The organism is Yoonia sp. SWMV100 (assembly GCF_056108365.1).
Map to the genome: position 1 here is coordinate 805,273 of NZ_JBWBAQ010000002.1, position 19,427 is coordinate 824,699.

At 56.2% G+C, this 19,427-nt stretch carries 20 protein-coding genes; 9 read left to right on the forward strand and 11 right to left on the reverse strand.

Going from position 1 to position 19,427, the window contains the following annotated elements; genetic code table 11:
- Positions 1 to 34: 34 nt before the first annotated feature.
- The 9 genes from ACXJGX_RS04080 to coxB all read right to left on the reverse strand — a co-directional run bounded on the left by ACXJGX_RS04080 (position 35) and on the right by coxB (position 7,603).
- A complete protein-coding gene (locus ACXJGX_RS04080; protein ID WP_474778878.1) occupies positions 35 to 619 on the reverse strand; it encodes a GNAT family N-acetyltransferase in 585 nt (194 codons plus the stop codon).
- Complete coding sequence (locus ACXJGX_RS04085; RefSeq protein WP_474778880.1) at positions 619 to 1,887, reverse strand: M16 family metallopeptidase; 1,269 nt, start codon at positions 1,885 to 1,887, stop codon at positions 619 to 621. The genes ACXJGX_RS04080 and ACXJGX_RS04085 overlap by 1 nt, the downstream gene beginning before the upstream one ends.
- A gap of 2 nt (positions 1,888 to 1,889) precedes the next feature.
- Positions 1,890 to 3,269, reverse strand: a complete 1,380-nt coding sequence (thrC, locus tag ACXJGX_RS04090) for a threonine synthase (protein WP_474778882.1) — start codon at positions 3,267 to 3,269, stop codon at positions 1,890 to 1,892.
- 4 nt (positions 3,270 to 3,273) lie between these two features.
- On the reverse strand, positions 3,274 to 3,954 hold the full coding sequence (locus ACXJGX_RS04095; protein WP_474778884.1) for an SURF1 family protein: 681 nt from the start codon (positions 3,952 to 3,954) through the stop codon (positions 3,274 to 3,276).
- A 96-nt stretch (positions 3,955 to 4,050) separates the two neighbouring features.
- Positions 4,051 to 4,884 carry a cytochrome c oxidase subunit 3 gene (locus ACXJGX_RS04100; protein ID WP_474778886.1) on the reverse strand — a complete coding sequence of 278 codons (834 nt, stop codon included), beginning with the start codon at positions 4,882 to 4,884 and terminating at the stop codon, positions 4,051 to 4,053.
- 25 nt (positions 4,885 to 4,909) lie between these two features.
- Complete coding sequence (locus ACXJGX_RS04105) at positions 4,910 to 5,524, reverse strand: cytochrome c oxidase assembly protein (protein ID WP_474778888.1); 615 nt, start codon at positions 5,522 to 5,524, stop codon at positions 4,910 to 4,912.
- Positions 5,521 to 5,721: a hypothetical protein gene (locus tag ACXJGX_RS04110; RefSeq protein WP_474778890.1), complete on the reverse strand. Its 201-nt coding sequence runs from the start codon at positions 5,719 to 5,721 to the stop codon at positions 5,521 to 5,523. Before ACXJGX_RS04110 ends, ACXJGX_RS04105 begins: the two co-directional genes overlap by 4 nt.
- Positions 5,722 to 6,654, reverse strand: coding sequence for a heme o synthase (cyoE, locus tag ACXJGX_RS04115; RefSeq protein WP_474778892.1), 933 nt, complete (start codon positions 6,652 to 6,654; stop codon positions 5,722 to 5,724).
- Positions 6,655 to 6,736: 82 nt separating this feature from the next.
- Positions 6,737 to 7,603 (reverse strand): cytochrome c oxidase subunit II, encoded by an 867-nt coding sequence (coxB, locus tag ACXJGX_RS04120; RefSeq protein WP_474778894.1) that lies wholly within the window; start codon positions 7,601 to 7,603, stop codon positions 6,737 to 6,739.
- A 169-nt stretch (positions 7,604 to 7,772) separates the two neighbouring features.
- Between coxB and tldD the strand changes: the two genes are divergently transcribed.
- From tldD to ACXJGX_RS04145, 5 genes are all read left to right on the forward strand, one after another.
- On the forward strand, positions 7,773 to 9,194 hold the full coding sequence (tldD, locus tag ACXJGX_RS04125) for a metalloprotease TldD (protein ID WP_474778896.1): 1,422 nt from the start codon (positions 7,773 to 7,775) through the stop codon (positions 9,192 to 9,194).
- A 384-nt stretch (positions 9,195 to 9,578) separates the two neighbouring features.
- Positions 9,579 to 10,712 (forward strand): DNA-processing protein DprA, encoded by a 1,134-nt coding sequence (gene dprA, locus ACXJGX_RS04130; protein ID WP_474778898.1) that lies wholly within the window; start codon positions 9,579 to 9,581, stop codon positions 10,710 to 10,712.
- Between the two features lie 108 nt (positions 10,713 to 10,820).
- Positions 10,821 to 13,445 carry a type I DNA topoisomerase gene (topA, locus tag ACXJGX_RS04135; RefSeq protein WP_474778900.1) on the forward strand — a complete coding sequence of 875 codons (2,625 nt, stop codon included), beginning with the start codon at positions 10,821 to 10,823 and terminating at the stop codon, positions 13,443 to 13,445.
- A gap of 84 nt (positions 13,446 to 13,529) precedes the next feature.
- Positions 13,530 to 14,234, forward strand: coding sequence for a CoA transferase subunit A (locus ACXJGX_RS04140; protein WP_474778902.1), 705 nt, complete (start codon positions 13,530 to 13,532; stop codon positions 14,232 to 14,234).
- Entirely contained in the window at positions 14,234 to 14,857 is a 624-nt protein-coding gene (locus tag ACXJGX_RS04145) for a 3-oxoacid CoA-transferase subunit B (protein ID WP_474778903.1), read from the forward strand. Before ACXJGX_RS04140 ends, ACXJGX_RS04145 begins: the two co-directional genes overlap by 1 nt.
- 45 nt (positions 14,858 to 14,902) lie before the next feature.
- Here the strand turns inward: ACXJGX_RS04145 and ACXJGX_RS04150 are convergent, their stop codons facing one another.
- A complete protein-coding gene (locus ACXJGX_RS04150; RefSeq protein ID WP_474778905.1) occupies positions 14,903 to 15,736 on the reverse strand; it encodes a lytic transglycosylase domain-containing protein in 834 nt (277 codons plus the stop codon).
- The gene (locus ACXJGX_RS04155; RefSeq protein ID WP_474778907.1) at positions 15,733 to 15,882 is read right to left on the reverse strand and encodes a hypothetical protein; all 150 of its coding nucleotides are present in this window, start codon (positions 15,880 to 15,882) and stop codon (positions 15,733 to 15,735) included. The genes ACXJGX_RS04150 and ACXJGX_RS04155 overlap by 4 nt, the downstream gene beginning before the upstream one ends.
- A gap of 204 nt (positions 15,883 to 16,086) precedes the next feature.
- Here ACXJGX_RS04155 and ACXJGX_RS04160 point away from each other — a divergent pair, with 204 nt between their 5' ends.
- The 4 genes from ACXJGX_RS04160 (at position 16,087) to ACXJGX_RS04175 (ending at position 19,417) form a co-directional block, all read left to right on the forward strand.
- A complete protein-coding gene (locus tag ACXJGX_RS04160; protein WP_474778909.1) occupies positions 16,087 to 16,266 on the forward strand; it encodes a Flp family type IVb pilin in 180 nt (59 codons plus the stop codon).
- 217 nt (positions 16,267 to 16,483) lie between these two features.
- Positions 16,484 to 16,660, forward strand: coding sequence for a Flp family type IVb pilin (locus tag ACXJGX_RS04165; protein WP_474778911.1), 177 nt, complete (start codon positions 16,484 to 16,486; stop codon positions 16,658 to 16,660).
- A 275-nt stretch (positions 16,661 to 16,935) separates the two neighbouring features.
- Positions 16,936 to 17,763, forward strand: coding sequence for a Flp pilus assembly protein CpaB (cpaB, locus tag ACXJGX_RS04170; protein ID WP_474778913.1), 828 nt, complete (start codon positions 16,936 to 16,938; stop codon positions 17,761 to 17,763).
- A gap of 211 nt (positions 17,764 to 17,974) precedes the next feature.
- Positions 17,975 to 19,417: a type II and III secretion system protein family protein gene (locus ACXJGX_RS04175; protein WP_474778914.1), complete on the forward strand. Its 1,443-nt coding sequence runs from the start codon at positions 17,975 to 17,977 to the stop codon at positions 19,415 to 19,417.
- Positions 19,418 to 19,427 lie beyond the last annotated feature (10 nt).

The following is a 19,427-nucleotide window of genomic DNA, read 5'->3' on the forward strand; positions in this document are numbered from 1 at the left end:
CCTCGCTTCAATGTGCAGACACACTGGGGTGTGCTTAACCGGCATCGGTCTTGCCGCGCCGATCGTGGCGCAGGTTCGCGTAAAGTACATGATTGCGCCAGCGTCCGTTGATCTGCAAATAACTTTGGGCAACACCTTCGTATTTATAGCTACATTGTTCCAGCAACCGGCGCGAGGGTGCGTTTTCGGGCAAACAGCCCGCCTCCATCCGGCTCAGGTCCAGGACTGTAAAGGCGTGGTGTACCACCGCTTGTAATGCCTCGCGCATGTAACCGCGCCGCGCGAAAGGCGCGCCCACCCAATAGCCGGTTGTCCCCGCCTGCGCAGGTCCACGCCGTATGTTATCAAGGGTGATCGCACCCACCAGCACCTGATCTGCCCGCCGGATAAGCAACAGTGGCAACGCCGACCCGCTCGCGATGGATCGCTGCGCCCAGTACACCCGGTTGGTGAAGGCCTTGCGCGTTAAATGGTCCGCGGTCCATGTCGGCTCCCATGGGGTCAGAAACGCGGCACTGTCCTGTCGTAGCGTCGCCCATGCGCGGTAATCACCATGCGCCGGAGGACGCAGCGTCAGACGCTCGGTTTCAATCCGAACCTTGCGCTTGCCCCCCAGCATCAGGCGGCAAGCCGCGCTTTCAAGGCGTCTAGCGTTGGCGCAGCTTCGGCGGGCCCATAGAGTGCAAGCGCGCTAGGTGCTTGCCCGGCCATTTGCTCTGCAAATAGTTTTACATCGCCGGTTGTGACCGCATCAATGTGCGCAATCGCCTCGTCTAGCGTCGGGATACGGCCCCAGATCGACAGCAGTCGCGCCAGCCGTTCGGCCCGGTTGGTCGGGCTTTCAAGGCCCATCAGCAGCCCCGCTTTCATTTGTGCGCGCGCACGCGCAACCTCGGCGGCAGACATATCGTCAGCTGCGCGTTTCATTTCGTCCATCGTGACATAGGCCAGTTCGGCAATCTGTTCGGCACTGGTGCCCGCATAGAAAGTGGTCATGCCCGTATCTTCGTGCGCGCCCGCCTGCGCAAAAACAGTGTAGCACAGTCCACGTTTTTCACGGATCTCTTGGAACAACCGCGAAGACACCCCGCCGCCCATCACCGAGGCATAAATCTGCGCGGTATAAATCGCAGGATCGCGGTAGTTCGGTCCCTCGAGTGCAAGTGCAAAATGCACCTGTTCCAGATCCTTGTTACGGCGGATCTCTCCGCCGCCGAAACGCGCGGGCTCCAGCAAATGTGGGGGGCGGATGATCGGCGACAGATGCCCAAACAGGTTCTCTGCCAATGCCACAATCTGATCGTGGTCAATCCCGCCTGCGGCTGCCAAAATCATCTGGTTCGGGCCGTAATGTTCTGAGACAAAGCTGGTCAAATCTTCGCGCTGGAAGGCTGCGACGCGCTCTGCAGGGCCCAAAATCGGACGGCCAAGCGCCTGATCTGGATAAGACAATTCTTGCAGCCAGTCGAAAATAATATCATCAGGCGTGTCGTTGGCTTGACCGATTTCCTGCAAAATCACGCCGCGTTCAATCGCGACGTCGGCCTGGTCAAGGGTGGAATTTACTAAAATATCCGCAATCACCTCTATGGCAAGCGGCACGTCCTCTTGCAGCACACGGGCGTAATAGGCGGTATTTTCGCGGCTGGTATAGGCGTTGATGTAGCCACCCACATCTTCGATGCTTTCGGCAATTTGCAGCGCGCTGCGGGTTTTCGTGCCTTTAAACGCCATATGCTCCAGAAAATGGGCAATGCCATTTTGGTCAAGGCGTTCGTGCCGTCCGCCTGCTTCGACCCAGACGCCAATGCTTGCTGACTTAAGGGTGGGCATATGTTCTGTGACGATCCGGAAACCGTTGGACAGCGTGTGAAGTTCAATTGTCAAATTTAGATCCGTTCTTTGATGACTGCTTGCAGCGCAGCCAGATCATTGGCCACCCGTGTGACCCGTTCCGGACGGTCATACAGGTCCGCCATCCGCGGGGGAAGAGGTGCCGCAACGCCAGAGGCCGCTTTGACCGCGTCGGGGAATTTCGCAGGGTGCGCCGTGGCCAGCGTGACCATGGGTGTGGCACCCAGATGCGCCTCTGCCACATGCACACCAACGGCGGTGTGCGGACACAGTAATTCGCCGCTGGTCGCCAGATAGGATTTGATCGCGGCCTGTGTGTCCTCTTCGGACGCACGCCCCGATTTAAAGGTGCCTTGCAGCATTTGATAGGCGCCCTGGCTGATCTCAAAGCCGCCGCTTTTCAGGTCCGCCATTTGTCCGGCCACCGCAGCACCATCGCGATCATACGCATCGAACAACGCGCGTTCAAAGTTGGAACTGACCTGAATGTCCATCGACGGGCTGATCGTGGGCATCACACCCTCTTTTGTGTATGCGCCAGTTTGCAGAGTCCTGTGCAGAATGTCGTTCCGGTTGGTGGCGACGATCAGGTCTGCAATCGGCAATCCCATCTTCTTGGCAATGTAGCCTGCGAAGATATCCCCGAAGTTACCGGTTGGGACTGTAAAGCTCACTTCGCGGTGCGGGGCGCCAAGACTGACAGCAGACGTGAAATAATACACGACCTGCGCCAAAACCCGACCCCAGTTGATCGAATTGACCCCCGCAAGTTTCACATCTTCGCGGAACGTAAAGTCGTTGAACATGTCCTTTACGGCGGCCTGACAATCGTCAAAATCACCATCTACTGCCAAAGCGTGTACGTTGGCTTCGCTGGGGGTCGTCATTTGGCGGCGCTGCACCTCTGAGACGCGACCATGCGGGAACAAGATGAAGACATCCACATTCGACAGCCCGCGAAATGCCTCGATTGCGGCCGATCCGGTATCACCTGACGTCGCGCCAACGATGGTCACCCGGTCGCCAGAGCGCGACAAAGCCGCCTGAAACATCTGGCCAATCAATTGCATGGCAAAATCTTTGAACGCGAGCGTCGGGCCGTGGAACAGTTCCAGCAGGAAATGATTGGGGGCCAGTTGCACCAGTGGCGCACGCGCGGCATGGCCAAATCCGGCATAGGCCTTTGCGATCAATTCCTGAAACTGGGCGTCGCTGAAGGTGTCACCAATGAAAGGGCGCATGACTGCATAGGCCACCTCTTCGTATGACATGCCCGCCATCGCAGCGATTTGCGCGTGGCTCAGGGTTGGCACGGTCTCGGGGACATAGAGGCCGCCATCACGGGCCAGCCCGGTCAGCATTGCCTGTTCAAACGTCAGCACAGGTGCAGTGCCACGGGTCGAAATATAGCGCATTTTGTCAGGCGTCCTTTTGGCGAGTCGTGCGAAAGATTAGAAACGCGGTCATCACAGCCCAGACAAGGGCCAGTAAAAACCATGTGGTCGCGTATTCAAGATGGTCGTTCTTTATCCCCGAGGTTTCAACCGGAAGCACGGTCAAACGGGGGTCAGCCGGGACAGCGCTGCTGACAACGATCATCAGCGGTAACGTTTCCAAGGCGGCTGCCATTATGTCCACATTACGCGCGAACCAGATATTTTTATCCGCATCAGGGTCCGGGGTGCTGCTGTTTTGATCGTCTGGCCACAGCAAGGTTCCAGTCACCTGCATCGGCGCAATCAGCGGCGCCTCTGTCTTGGCATCAAGCGGCAAGAGGCCCATATCCACCAAAATTGCGGCACCGTCATCAAGGATAAACTTTGAAATCACCCTGTAGCCGGTGCCGGCGGCGGTGCCCGAGGTCAGAACATGAAGTTCGTCACCCGACGGTGCGCCGGCAAACGTGACATGTGTATATTCATCGCCCGCTTCGCTGACCGCCAGATCCAGCGGTTTCGCAGGGCCTGTCAGGCGCGTGTCGAGTTCTGCAAGAATCCCTTCTTTCCAGGCAAGCCGCTGGACCTGCCAGACACCCAAGCTGATCAGCGTACCGCAGCCAGCGAGGCCAAGAAGAAGAGGAAATATCAGTTTACGCAGCATTTTGCGCCTTTGATGTGGAAAACGCGCGAGTGGCCCCGCGCGTTTGGTATAAGGGGCGGTGGGTCAAGACCCACCCTACGGCAAAGGATAGGTCGCTTAGCCGCCCCAGACGTAGACAGCCGCGAACAAGAACAGCCAAACGACGTCCACAAAGTGCCAGTACCAAGCGGCTGCTTCGAAACCGATGTGCTTTTCAGGGGTAAAGTCGCCCTTTTGCAGACGGATCAGACAGACCAGCAGGAAGATTGTTCCGATGAACACGTGCGCACCATGGAAACCTGTCGCCATAAAGAAGTTAGCGCCGTAAATGTTGCCACCAAACCCAAAGGTCGCATGGCTGTATTCATAGACCTGAAAAACCGTGAACAGTGCGCCAAGAACAACAGCAAGGATCAGACCCCATTTCATGTCCTGACGATTGTTTTCGTGAACCAACGCATGGTGCGCCCAAGTCGCAGCCGCACCCGAACACAGCAGGATCAGCGTGTTGATCAGCGGCAGGTGCCACGGGTCAAATGTTTCAATCCCGACAGGCGGCCATACACCATCCTGAATCGGGCTCATCGGACCCATCGGATACATCGCGTGTTTGAAGAAAGACCAGAACCATGCGGCAAAGAACATGACTTCGGACATGATGAACATGATGAAACCATAACGCAGACCGATCCGCACGACCGGGGTGTGATCCCCGACCCGACTTTCGGCGACCACGTCTGACCACCAAGCGAACATGACATAAAGCACAAGCGCGAGGCCGATCAGAAACAGATAAGGCCCGTTCACGCTGATCATTCCGCGCAGCATCGGGATCGGTCCGCCCATCCAGGCGACAGCGCCGAACAGCATAAGAAAGCCGCTCAGCCCCCCCAACATTGGCCAAATCGAAGGTGGCAGGATGTGGTAATCGTGATTTTTTGCATGCGCCATGTGGTGCGTCCCTATCGGCTGGTCGTTAGTTTAGTTCTATGGCGTCTTGTGACGCCGATGTCAAAGTCGAGGTATCCAGCGCGGCCTGCCGTTGATCTTCGGGTAGGTCGATCTGGTAGAAAGTATAGCTGAGCGTGATCGTATGAACATACTGCCCTTCGCGGTCGTCGACGATTGCAGGGTCAACAAAAAAACTGACCGGCATCATCACGGTTTCACCCGGCTGCAATACCTGTTCTGTAAAACAGAAACATTCAATCTTGTCGAAAAATCCGCCTGCCTCGTAGGGCGTGACATTATACGTCGCCTGCCCTGCAACCGGCACATCCAACGGATTGTGCGCCTCGTAAAATGCTAAACCTGTCTCGCCGATGCGCAATTCCATCTCGCGGACCTCGGGTTTGAAGGTCCACGGCATGCCGCTATCGACGGAAGCGTCAAACCTGATCTTGATGGTTTGATCGAGGATCACATCGCTGCCCACCTCTGCGACGTTAGTCGCGCCACCAAATCCAGTCACCCGGCAGAACCAGCTGTAAAACGGCACCGAGGCATAGGCGAGGCCAAGCATGACCACGACAATACTTGCCATTTGGGCCGCAGTGCGCTGATTGCCGGTTAGTTTGGGAAACAGTTTCACTCTGTGCCCTCTGCAGGTACAATCTGCGGACGTGCGACGTGATCGAAGCTTTCAAAGCTGCGGGCGTCACCAAGTTGCAATACTTTTACAACGGTCAAGCCGAATACGATCCCGACAAAACCGATCAGCAAAAACAAAACACCTACATTACGGTTTTTGCGGCGCGTGTGAATTTCATGTTCGACATTGATCGCCATTTACCAGCCCCCAAACCCGTAGTGACGCAAAGCCGCTTCCAGCAAGAGCGCGCAAAAATGTGCGAAAAGGTAGTAAAGGGACACTTTGAAAACCGCGATTTCGACTTTGTGCTTATCAGCCTCGCATGCGGCATCATCGCGGCGCCAAATATCGTAGGCACCTTTTAGAAACCATGCGTTCATGACCACAGCCACCGCCATATATGCGGGCCCACCAATCGATGTCAGGCCAAGGCCCAGCGCGACCGGGACCAGCAATATTGTGTAAATCAGGATATGACGGCGGGTCACGTCACGCCCATGCGTTTCGGTCAGCATCGGCACACCTGCGTTGCCATAGTCGGACTTGACGAACAGGGCCAGCGCCCAAAAATGCGGCGGCGTCCACATAAAAATCAATGCAAACATCAGCGCGCTTTCAAGGCTGACGCCACCTGTGGCGACGGCCCAGCCGATCATTGGCGGAAACGCCCCCGCTGCCCCACCAATCACGATGTTATGCGGCGTCGCGCGCTTCAGGTACATCGAGTAGACGACAGCGTAAAAGAAGATGGTGAATGCCAGCAGGAACGCCGCCAAAATATTCGCGGCAAGCGCAAGGACAACCACAGCAAAGCCGGAAAGCGCCAGACCAATGGCCAACGCCTCGCCGGGGTCAACCCGACCCGATGGGATCGGACGGGTGACAGTACGCTTCATCAACCGATCAATATCGGCGTCCCACCACATGTTCAGCGCGCCCGATGCACCAGCCCCGACAGCAATACACAAGATGCTGACGAACCCGATGAACGGGTGAACCGGTACAGGCGCCACAAGCAAACCAACAAGCGCCGTGAAGACCACCAACGACATCACACGCGGCTTCAGCAGGGCGAAATAATCGCCCATATTGGCCTCGTAGGGGGTGTCTTGCAGGCTGATATCGCTCATGCTGGACCTTCTTACAGGGGTGGCTTGAAAGCCACCCTAAGGGATTGATCTGGCGTAAGGTGGGCGGGAACCCACCCCGCGCTTAGGAGGTGCCTTTGGCTTCTGCCAACCAGGCATCATACGTTTCCTGGCTTACGACTTTGACTGTGATCGGCATGTAAGCGTGGTCTTTGCCACAAAGTTCCGAACACTGACCAAAGTAAATGCCTTCACGCTCTGCCGAGAACCAAAGCTGCGCCAAACGCCCGGGCACCGCATCTTGTTTCAGGCCAAACGCAGGCATCGCCCAAGAGTGGATCACATCAGCGCCAGTGATTTGCATCACAATGGTCGTGTTCACAGGAACAACCACGGCATTATCAGCGGCCAGCAGGAATTCATTGCGCGAATAGCCCGCCTCGACCAGCATCGCTTCGGTCTCGGGCGTGAGGCGATAGTCGCCGCCAGTGTAGGCGTTGCCGATCATGTTTGCTTCGAACGCGACACCTTCATCCACGTATTCATAGCCCCAGTACCATTTGTACCCTGTCACTTTGATGGTGATGTCACCTTCGGGAATGGTCTGCTGCTTGAACAGAACAGGCAACGAAAATGACCCGATGACAACAAGGATCACGATCGGGATCACTGTCCACGCCACCTCCAACGGAGAGTTGTGGGTGAATGTCGCCGGGTTCGGCTGCCGCTTTTGGTTATACCGGATCGCGATCCAGATCAGCAGGCCGGTCACAAACAGTGTGATCGCAGTGATGATAACCAACAACATCCCATCCAACCAATGCACGTCGCGGGCCAATTCTGTCGCAGCAGGCTGAAATCCGGTCAGCCCGTCAATCGGGTGGCCAACAATTTCCAACTCTTGATTGACTTGCTGTGCAAAGACAGATGTCCCCGCCATCAGCAAGCCAGCCGTGGCCCAGAGTGAGGTCGCAAAGGTTTTCAGTCGCATATTCTACCCTAACTTCGTGGCGCTCTTGGCGCGTCTCGCACGGGGCTTCCGACGGAATCCCGTTGTATCTGACCGTTCATGTCCCATATCTTGATGAACAACTCAAGAACTGCTGTTGCGGCAAACAGACGCTTTTGACGATAATTTACCCTTGTCTAAGGAAACCAGCATGTCCGTCGACCCCTTTCGCCCGTTTGAAACCAATCTCGACCGCGACACCGCGCTGACCTTGCTGCGCGAAGCAACCCATGGCGCCGACGACGGAGAGCTGTTCCTGGAGCGGCGCAAATCCGAGGTCCTGTCGTTTGATGATGGCAAGATCAAGACCGCCAGCTTTGATGCGTCCGAAGGTTTTGGCCTGCGCGCTGTGCGCGGCGAAACGGCAGGCTATGCCCATTCCACAACCATTGACGAACACGCGCTCAAACGTGCTGTGGCCACTGCGCGCCTTGCCGTGGGCGACGGCGGCGGCACCATGGCCCCCGGACCTGTCGGCACCAACCAAAAACTTTATTCTGACGAAGACCCGATGTTGCAAGCGACTTTCCCGGCAAAGATCGATCTTTTGCGCGAAATCGACGCTTTTGCCCGCGCCCTTGATCCGCGCGTGGTTCAGGTCAGCGCCACATTGGCCGCCTCGCATCAAGAGGTGCTTATCCTGCGCCCCGAAGGTACGTTGGTCACCGACACCAGACCAATGTCACGCCTGAATATCAGCGTCATTGTCGAAGAAAACGGCAAACGCGAATCTGGTGGCATGGGCGGCGGTGGCAGGGCCGGCCTGATCGGGCTTATCGGCCGCGACCATTGGGAGCCCGTCGCGCGCGAAGCGTTGCGGATCGCGCTGGTTAACCTTGACGCCGAACCGGCACCCGCTGGCGTGATGGATGTCGTGCTTGGCCCGGGCTGGCCCGGCATTTTGCTGCATGAGGCAATCGGTCACGGGCTGGAAGGTGACTTTAACCGCAAAGGCTCCAGCGCTTTTTCGGGACTTATGGGGCAACAGATTGCGTCGAAAGGCGTCACCGTGCTGGATGACGGCACCATCCCCGACCGGCGCGGGTCGATCACGGTCGACGACGAAGGCACGCCCAGCGCCAAAAACGTGCTGATCGAAGACGGTGTGCTTGTTGGCTATATGCAAGACCGCCAAAACGCCCGGCTGATGGGCGTGGCCCCAACGGGTAACGGACGCCGCGAAAGCTTTGCCCATGCGCCGATGCCACGCATGACCAACACTTATATGTTGTCAGGTGATGCGCGCCCCAAAGACCTTGTCGCGGAATTAAAGGATGGGATCTATGCGGTCGGGTTTGGCGGCGGTCAGGTGGACATCACCAACGGCAAGTTTGTGTTTTCGTGCACAGAAGCCTACCGCGTGAAAAACGGCGTTATCGGCGCGCCTGTCAAAGGCGCGACCCTGATCGGCGACGGGGCGACAGCGCTCAAGAAAATCCGCGGAATCGGCAACGACATGCAGCTCGATCCCGGCATCGGCAACTGCGGCAAGGCGGGACAATGGGTGCCCGTCGGCGTCGGCCAGCCAAGCCTATTGATTGGCGGGCTGACGATTGGCGGGGCGGCTGGGTAGGACGTTATCATCTGGCGCCAGTAAGTTTGGCATCGCGGCGTGACCGATCAGAACACGGGCGCTGCTGGCGTGCTTTGGTGCTGATCGCTGCTGTGCCGCCCGGAATAAAGATGCGCACGCGCATGAAACGGGCCAAAATTTTGATCGGCCAACGATTCGGCGCGGGCGCGCCTGACATCGGACGTTAGTCGCACCAGCCGCAACATATGCGGGTCTGTCGGGCCGTCTGCGCACGGCTACTGCACGATTGGCGCATCGCATTTTAGGTTTAAGTTCAGTGCGCTAACGATTTCACGTCGATTATCTTAAATTGCCATTTATTTTATTTACGCCTCATTAACCGAGTAATCCTAAACTTGAACTGGCAATAGGCGGAGCAACAGGATGACCGGAAAACGCACTTCTTCCAATCACCCCCCCCTCCTTACCACCACGGAAGAGGAACGGATCAACCGGCTTCGTCTATTGCGCTCTCGCAGGGTCGGCATTGCGACCTATCGGCGGCTGCTGGCAGAACACAGCAACGCGACACGTGCGCTTGACGCGCTCCCGATAATCGCCCGTGAAGCGGGCGTGACGGGATATGAAACATGTCCCATAGGCGTGGTCCAGGCAGAAATAAATGCGGGCCGCGCCGCCGGGGCAGATCTCATTTTCGACACAGATCCGCGCTATCCTGAAAACCTGCGCAATATTGACGATGCACCGCCAATGCTATGGGTTTTGGGGAACGGCGCCTTGCTGGCGCGCCCCATGATCGCGCTGGTCGGCGCACGCAACGCGTCGTCATTGGGTACGCGCATGGCCAAAAAACTGGCGGCGGAATTGACCGAAGAAGGGTACGTTGTGGTGTCTGGCCTTGCCCGCGGGATTGATACAGCCGCACATCTGGCGGCCCTATCCGGCGGCACTATCGCCGTGCAGGCGGGCGGGGTGGACACCATTTATCCGATTGAAAACAGCCAACTGGCGCATGATATCGGCAAACAAGGGTTGCGCCTGTCCGAGATGCCGATGGGGATGCAGCCGCAAGCGCGTCATTTTCCCGCACGCAACAGGATCATCTCGGGGCTTGCACAGGCCGTCGTGGTCGTCGAGGCCGCCGCGAAATCCGGCAGCCTGATCACGGCCCGCAACGCGCTGGATCAGGCGCGCGATGTTTTTGCCGTGCCGGGGCATCCGTTCGATGCCCGCGCCGCAGGCTGCAACATGCTTTTGCGTGACGGGGCCATTTTGGTGCGCAGCGCCGCCGACGTGATCGAGGCGCTATCGCCCGCCCCCATTGCGCAGCCGCCCCTTCCGTTTGAACCTGTGCCCACGCCACGCCCCCTCAAACACATCGCGGCGCTGCACTCGGAAATTCTGTCTCGGCTTGGGCCAACCCCGATCGCCGAAGACCAGTTATTGCGCGACCTCGCGGCCCCCGCTGCCAAAGTGACACCCGTACTGGTTGACCTTGAACTCGACGGACGCATTGCACGCCATCCCGGCGGACTTTGGGCGGCGGTTGTGCCTTAGGGCATTTACCCTTCGCGCCAACATGCTTAAGGGCTGCGAAAACGGGCGCATTGACAATCCCTAGTCACACCCCACATCTTGCGCCACTAAACCGCTCAAAGGATTCCCATGCCTGTTGTTGTCGTCGAATCTCCGGCCAAAGCCAAAAAAATCGAAGGATATCTTGGTAAAGGATACACCGTTCTGGCGTCTTACGGGCACGTTCGTGACCTACCGCCCAAAGACGGATCGGTCTTGCCAGACGAAGATTTCGACATGAAGTGGGAGGTCGCAAGCGACAGCAAGAAGCATCTTAAGGCGATTATCGACGCCCTGAAAAACGACAATGAGCTGATCCTTGCCACCGACCCCGACCGCGAAGGCGAAGCGATCAGCTGGCACCTGACAGAGGCACTGACTGCCCGTAAGGCAATCAAAAAAGATACACCTGTCAGCCGCGTTGTATTCAACGCGATCACGAAAACGGCCATTCTCGAGGCGATGAAACACCCGCGTCAAGTCGACGCGCCACTGGTCGAGGCCTATTTGGCCCGCCGCGCGCTTGACTATCTGGTCGGATTCAATCTGTCGCCGGTCTTGTGGCGCAAACTGCCCGGCGCAAAGTCGGCAGGCCGGGTGCAGTCCGTTACCCTGCGCATCATCGTCGAGCGCGAGATGGAAATCGAAGCGTTCCGTAATCAGGAATATTGGACTGTCAAAGCAATCCTGCAATCCCCGCGCGGCCAAACCTACGAAGCGCGACTAACCTCGCTGGCTGGCAAGAAGCTCGATAAATTCGACCTGTCCAACGCCACCCAAGCCGAAATGGCTGTTCAGGCGATCAATTCGCGCGATCTGGTTGTCACCTCTGTCGAGGCAAAACCAGCGACCCGCAACCCGTCGCCACCCTTCATGACCTCGACTTTGCAGCAAGAGGCCAGCCGTAAGTTCGGTATGGGTGCACGGCAAACAATGTCCGTGGCGCAGCGGCTATATGAAGCCGGTTTGATCACATATATGCGGACCGATGGCATCGATATGGCCCCCGAGGCCATCACCGGCGCTCGCGACGCCATCAAATCGAAATTTGGCGAAAAATACCTGCCAGACAGCCCGCGCGTGTACAAAAACAAAGCCAAGAACGCGCAAGAGGCCCACGAATGTATCCGCCCGACCGACCTGATGCTGGCGACCGAAGAGGCGCATATCAAAGACGCCGACCAGCGCAAACTCTATGATCTGATCTATAAACGCACCATCGCAAGCCAGATGGCCGCCGCGCAATTCGAGCGTACAGCCGTAGATATCGCCAGCGACGATCAACAGGTCATTCTGCGCGCCAACGGGCAGGTCATGGTGTTCGACGGGTTTATCGCGATCTATGAAGAGGGCAAAGATGACACCTCTGGGGACGACGACGACAAGCGCCTTCCGCAGCTGACCCAAGGTGAAAAGGCCCAAAAGAACGCGGTCGAACCTGAACAGCATTTCACCCAACCGCCGCCCCGCTACACCGAGGCGACGCTGGTAAAACGTATGGAAGAGTTGGGCATCGGCCGCCCGTCGACCTATGCATCAATTGTGACCACGATCCAGGATCGCGGCTATGTCGAAAAAGACAAAAACCGCCTGATCCCGCAGGATAAGGGGCGTTTGGTGACCGCCTTTCTGACCAATTATTTCCGCAAATACATCGGCTACGATTTTACCGCCGATCTGGAAAACCAATTGGACGAAGTCAGCGCAGGCGACGCCGATTACAAAAAAGTTCTGGAACGGTTCTGGCGCGATTTTTCAGCTGCAATCGCGGAAACCGCGGATCTGCGGATCACCGAAGTGTTGGAAAAAATCAACGAAGTTCTGGAACCACATCTGTTCCCGCCCACCGAAGACGGCAGCGACCCGCGCACCTGTCCGAACTGCGGTGAAGGCCGGCTATCGATGCGCACCGCACGATCTGGCGGTGCGTTTATCGGCTGTTCGAACTATCCTGAATGCCGTTATACCCGTCCGTTCGGCCCGCCCAACCCAGAAGCCGAAGCATCCGCCATTCCACCTGACGGTAAATTGCTGGGCGTGGATGCCGGTGATGATATTCGCGTGTTCAAGGGCCGTTTTGGCCCCTATGTGCAACGTGGCGAAGCGACGGCAGAAAACCCCAAGCCGCCGCGCCAATCGGTGCCCGGCACATGGGAACCCGAAGAGTTAGATCTAGAACGCGGGTTGATGCTGCTGCAACTGCCGCGCGAAATTGGCCCGCACCCCGAAGACGGGGTGCCGGTTTGGGCAAATATCGGGCGCTATGGTCCATATCTCAAGCACGCAGACACCACGTCAAACCGGGGTGGTACCAATGCCAATCTGGAAAGCATTGATGACGTCTGGACCGTGGGTATGAACCACGCTGTACAGCTTTTGGCCGAAAAAGTTGCATCGCGCGGGGCACGCGGCAAAGCGGCGGCACCGCTGCGCGAACTGGGCGAGCACCCTGTGGCTGGTGGCCCCGTCAACATCTATGACGGCAAATACGGTCCCTATGTAAAGTGGGACAAAATCAACGCGACGATCCCCGAAGAAATCACCCCCGATGACCTCACGTTGGATCAAGCTGTCGTCCTGATTGATGATCGCGCGGAAAAGGCAGGTAAAAAGAAACCTGCTGCGAAGAAAAAGGCGCCGGCGAAAAAACCCGCGGCCAAGAAGCCCGCGGCAAAAAAACCTGCTGCTAAAAAGCCTGCGGCGAAGAAAACATAACTTTGCCGCGGCGCAGCATCTGAATTGACTTTCGCGCATCTGCGCGTCACCCTTTGAGAAATCAAAAGATGGGGGACACCGTTTATGCAGAAAATCTATCCCAATGCTGAGGCCGCTCTTGAAGGGTTGCTGTTCGATGGCATGTTCATTGCCGCAGGCGGATTCGGCCTGTGTGGCATCCCCGAATTGCTGTTAGGTGCAATTAAGGATGCGGGCACCAAAGATTTGACCTTTGCGAGCAACAACGCCGGTGTCGATGATTTTGGGATCGGGATCTTGCTTCAAACCCGCCAAGTCAAAAAGATGATTTCTTCATATGTTGGCGAGAACGCTGAATTCATGCGCCAGTATCTATCGGGCGAACTGGAGTTAGAGTTCAATCCACAGGGTACCCTGGCAGAACGCATGCGCGCCGGCGGCTGCGGCATTCCCGGTTTTTACACCAAGACCGGCGTTGGCACCGTAATTGCAGACGGCAAAGAGGTTAAGAATTTTCGGGGCGAGGATTACATCCTTGAGGAGGGCATCTTTGCGGATCTCTCGATCGTAAAGGCCTGGAAAGCCGACGAGACGGGCAACCTGATCTTCCGCAAGACCGCACGCAACTTTAACCCGCCCGCCGCCATGTGCGGTAAAGTCTGCGTCGTCGAGGTCGAAGAGATTGTACCAACCGGCACGTTTGATCCCGACCACATTCACCTTCCTGGTATCTATGTGCACCGCATCATTCAGGGCGATCACGAGAAACGGATTGAACAACGCACGACACGCAAGCGGGAGGACGCATAATGCCTTGGGATCGTAATCAGATGGCGGCCCGTGCCGCAGAAGAACTCGAAGACGGGTGGTATGTGAACCTTGGCATTGGCATCCCGACGCTGGTTGCAAACTATGTCGGCGACAAAGATATTACCCTGCAATCGGAAAACGGCATGCTCGGAATGGGCCCCTTTCCGTTTGAAGGTGACGAAGACCCAGACCTGATTAACGCAGGAAAACAGACGATCACCGAACTGAACCGCACAGCGTATTTTGATTCAGCAACGTCATTCGGGATGATCCGGGGCGGAAAAATTGCAGCCGCGGTTCTGGGCGCGATGGAAGTTGCCGAAAACGGCGATCTGGCGAACTGGATGATTCCAGGAAAACTGGTCAAAGGAATGGGTGGCGCGATGGATTTGGTGGCGGGCGTTGGCCGCGTCATCGTCGTGATGGATCACACCAACAAACATGGTGAAAGCAAAGTGCTGAAATCCTGCACGCTGCCCCTGACGGGTAAATCTGTCGTCGACAGAATTATCACCAACCTTGGTGTGCTCGACGTTGTCGAAGGTGGTCTGCGGATTGTCGAATGCGCCGACGGTGTGACCGAAGACGAACTGCGCGCGGCAACCGAAGCAACAATCGTATAATCGGAATGGGGCGCCTAAACAGTCTTTGGGCGCCCCGGTTCCTGCCTAAATTCCATTTACGTTAAACACACACCCGTCAGTGATCAGTTCTGGTGGGGTTTGACACAGGCCTTTTGCCACCTGCCACGCGGCCAATACCTTGGGTACATAGGCGCGGGTTTCTGCGAAGGGCGGCACCCCCGCATGACGGCGCACATTCCCCTCGCCAGCGTTATACCCCGCAAGCGCAAGGACCGGATCATTGCCAAATTCATTGAGCAACCACCCCAAGTACGCGACACCACCTTTTATATTCTCGCTGGCATTTGTGCTGTCATCGACGCCAAATCGGCTGGCGGTCGCGGGCATCAATTGCATCAGGCCAGTGGCCCCTGCGGAACTGACTGCATCGGTACGACCGGCGCTTTCGACAGAAATCACCGCAAGCACAAGTGCAGGCGACACATCCGTACCAACCGTCTCGCGCAAGATTGACAGCCCATGAGCCTGCGCAATGTTCTGCAGGGTTTGCAAACGCGGTGTCGGCACGCCCTTCCCTGACGGTGGATTGTTGATCTGGTTGATGGCGGTTGTCAGACGGCCCGGACTGGCCTCTGCTAAACCAGATGTGACACCTGCCCAAAACCACTCCATGCCCGACGACACGGGCGGCGCAACGTTCGGGGCGGATGCTGGCTCTGGCGCGGGCTCTGCGTATACCGGGCCACGCCGTGCAGCTGTGGGATCGATTTGCACGTTGATGCGGCTTCCTGCGCTCGTCGAAGGCACGCTGACGCGGCGAAATGTAAAGTCAGGCTGAAGCCGTATCACCTCTGCGTTGGCGGCGCCCGCGCATCCAAGGGTCGCAAAAGCCACCAAACTTAGAATCTTACGATTCATTTTCTGTCCTGCTCATCATTTTTTATTAATGTGACCTTGGCATAAATTCGCCAAAAGGCCAGTTTCACGGGAACAATTATGTCATTTTCGGGCGATTGCGGGCTTTTCAGCAACGCAAGGTTGCCAGCCTCGCGCGCTACTGCCATTAAAAGTCTTTAATTTACATACACTTGGTATTTTTTTTCGAAAAATAGCACTGACCGCCAAAAAAGAACGAAACGCGCCAAACTCCCGCCCCAATCGAGAGGCTATATAAGGACATCCAAGTCGGGGGTTAGGTTGAACCAATCAGCCAGCTGACCCGGCGCGGAACGAAATAAACCCTAGTGATACCCTGAGGAGGGAATTAAATGCTTAACTTTATCAAAAACTTCCGCAACGACGAAGACGGTGCTGTAACAGTTGACTTCGTAGTTCTGACTGCTGCGATCGTTGTTCTGGGTCTGGCTGTTGGCGGCGCGGTTTCCCGTGGCGCAAAAGGCTTGGCCAACGAGATTGAAACATCACTGAACAAAATGAACGCCGAATAATATTTCTGGCGCTTCAGACCAATACACTTGGTTTGTCTAATATAGAACGCGCTACGTTTTACGTAGCGCGTTTTTTCTTTAAAGACATACGGTTTGCACATAAAATAGCTGCGCCCGTACCCAAATTTCGCCTCATTTCGACAGCACAATATTCTCAACATTTAGAATTTTCGCTGCCAGGTACATTCCGTTGGCACGACAGCCAGGAGTAACGAACATGAAAAGGTTCATCACAACATTTCGTAACGACGAAGACGGTGCTGTAACTGTTGATTTCGTGGTATTGACTGCGGCGATCACAATGCTGGGCTTAGTTGTCGTCACCTCGATTTCAGGCGGCGCAGTGGGCCTCGCAAATGAGATCGAACTCGCGCTTGACAATATCGATGGCTAAAAAAACACTGATAAATCGCTTACGCCATTTAGAAAGGCACCCCTTGTTTAGGCGATGGGTGCTTCATTTCTTTTGCGGCGCTGCATTGCAGTAACAGCCCGTTACGGTCTTGACGACTTGCGGTCATCATGCACCAGCACCAAGTGACGGATTGTATCAAGACCGCTATTTAGTTTAGAAGACAAAAGTGTTGGCGATGTTTGGCTGTGCGAGCCGAACATCGCCACCGAACTGCCAATCCGAAGATTGGCAATTGGACATCAGGGGATACCACAATGCGCGGACTTTTTGCATTAGTACTAGTTGTTGGCATGGGGCTAGCCGGATTCGCGGTTTATATGGTCAAACAGCAGCTCGAAAAACAAGATGACGCCCTAGCGCGCGAACGGGAGCTTCGGAACGGGGTTGTCCAAACCGTAGATGTCTATTCTCCCAACCGTGCGTTTACCTACGGCGAAGAAATGACGCCAGACGATGTTGTTCTCATCAAATACGCGAAAAACTCGCTTCCTGAAGGCGTGGTGCAAACCCAAGAAGCGCTCTTTCCACAAAACTTTCCTGCGTCGCGCGTTGTTGCTCTGCCCATGCTCCCCAATGAACCTATCATGGAAAGCAAACTCGCAGCGCCGGGATCCAACCGCGGCCTGACTGCATTGGTTGATCCAGGGATGCGTGCGTTTCCGATTTCCGGGCGCGTGACCGGGGGGTTGGGCACGCTGCGCCCACAAGACCGAATTGATCTTTACTGGACAGGGCGTTTGCGGTCAGGGCGCGAAGTGACCAATCTATTGAAATCCAGTCTGAGAATCATCGCAGTCATGGGAGGCAACGGCGCCGCACAAAATGTTGTTCTTCAAGTCACCCCGGAAGAAGTGGCACTCCTGACACAAGCACAGTCATCCGGCCAGCTAACTATTTCTTTGATCGGGTCTGGCGACGCAGCGCCAACCGCCTCAAACATCACGGTCGATAACAGCGCCATTACAGGTGAACAGGACGTTGTTGTTCAGGCCCCTGTCGTCGAAGAGGTTAAAGAAATCTGCTATCGTTATGAACGCCGCGGCACCGAACGGGTTCCCGTTGAAGAAGTGCCCTGCGAATAACACCCGTCTAAACAAGCCTAAATAAAGGAGAAAGCGCGCGGAGATATCCGGGCGCTTTTTCGCCTAGTGCACAGAGTGTTGCCCGATGTCCACATACGCTTCACCCTCCAACCTATTGATTATTGCAATAAATGAGCACGTGACGCATGGTCATGGAATGATGGGCATTAAGACCCTAACAACGAGGCGTGATCGGAGAGGCAGGTCACTTATGAAGTATGACAGATTTATCAAAGCCGCACTTACCGGCTTGACGTTGTCGCTATCCGCGGCAGCTCCAACAATGGCACCGGCTGAAACGTTGCGCGTTCTGCGCGGCGCGGCATCCAGTGCACTTAGCGTCCCGATGAATCGGGCCGTCGTCGTGGAAAGCGATGTTCCGTTCACGGAACTTTCGATTGCTAACCCCGGCATTGCGGATATTTCGTCTTTGTCGGACCGTACAATCTATGTACTGGGCAAAGAACCAGGTCGCACAACTATGACACTTTTGGGCGCTGATGGGCGTCTGATCACAAACGTCGAAGTGCATGTATCACCCGATATGGCAGAATTCAAAGAGCGCCTGACACAGGTTTTGCCGGGCGAGCATATTGAAGTCCGCACAGCAAACGACGGCATCGTTCTCTCGGGAACTGTCAGCTCTATCGCACGGCTTGACCGTGCGCTTGAATTGGCAAATCGCTATGCACCTGATCGGGTTTCAAACCTGATGGTTGTAGGCGGCATACAGCAGGTCATGTTGCAGGTTCGTTTCGCGGAAATGCAGCGTTCTGTGCGCAAATCGCTCTCGAGCTCAGTAAGCTTGGGCGGTCGATTTGCGGCGATGGACGTTATTGGCGGCACCGGCGCTGGCGGCGTCACGAGCCTTCCAAGCCAGACGACCCCTGGTGCGGTAGTCCCGGCAGGCGTTGCGCTCACGTCGCAAGCAGAAAGCAATGGAGCATTCCTATTTGGCTTCGACGCTGGCGGTGTAGGTGTCGGGCTTATGCTTGAGGCGCTGGAAAGCCGCGGTGTCGTTCGCACCCTTGCGGAACCGAACCTGACGGCCCTTAGCGGCCAAGAGGCAAGCTTTCTTGCCGGTGGTGAATATCCAATCCCCACTGTTGGAAGCAATGGGACGATTTCCGTTGAGTTCAAGCCTTTTGGCGTTGAGCTTAACTTTATCCCGACTGTTGTGGATGGCGACATCATCAATTTGGAACTGCAAGCCGCGGTTTCTGCGATTGACACGACAACGGCCTTCACCGCGAATGGCATTTCGATCAACGCCTTTTCGCGCCGGGAAACCAAAACCACCGTCGAAATGCGTGACGGGGAAAGCTTTGCGATTGCAGGCCTTCTACAGGACGACTTTACCGATCTGAATGGTCAAGTGCCATGGATCGGTGATGTTCCAATCTTGGGGGCTTTGTTCCGCAGTGCTGAATACGAGCGTCGTCAAACTGAACTCGTGATAATTGTTACGCCACACCTTGTTTCACCAACAAGCGGCGCCGCACTGTCACTTCCAACTGATCGTGTGCGGCTCCCCACCGAAGCCGATCTGTTCCTACTTGGCAAAACAACAGCTGGCACCCAAATCCCGGGTGGCGCTGGTGAGGTAGCGCGTCAGGACTTTACCGGTTCTTACGGCTACGTCATGGACGAATGAATTTGGAGCA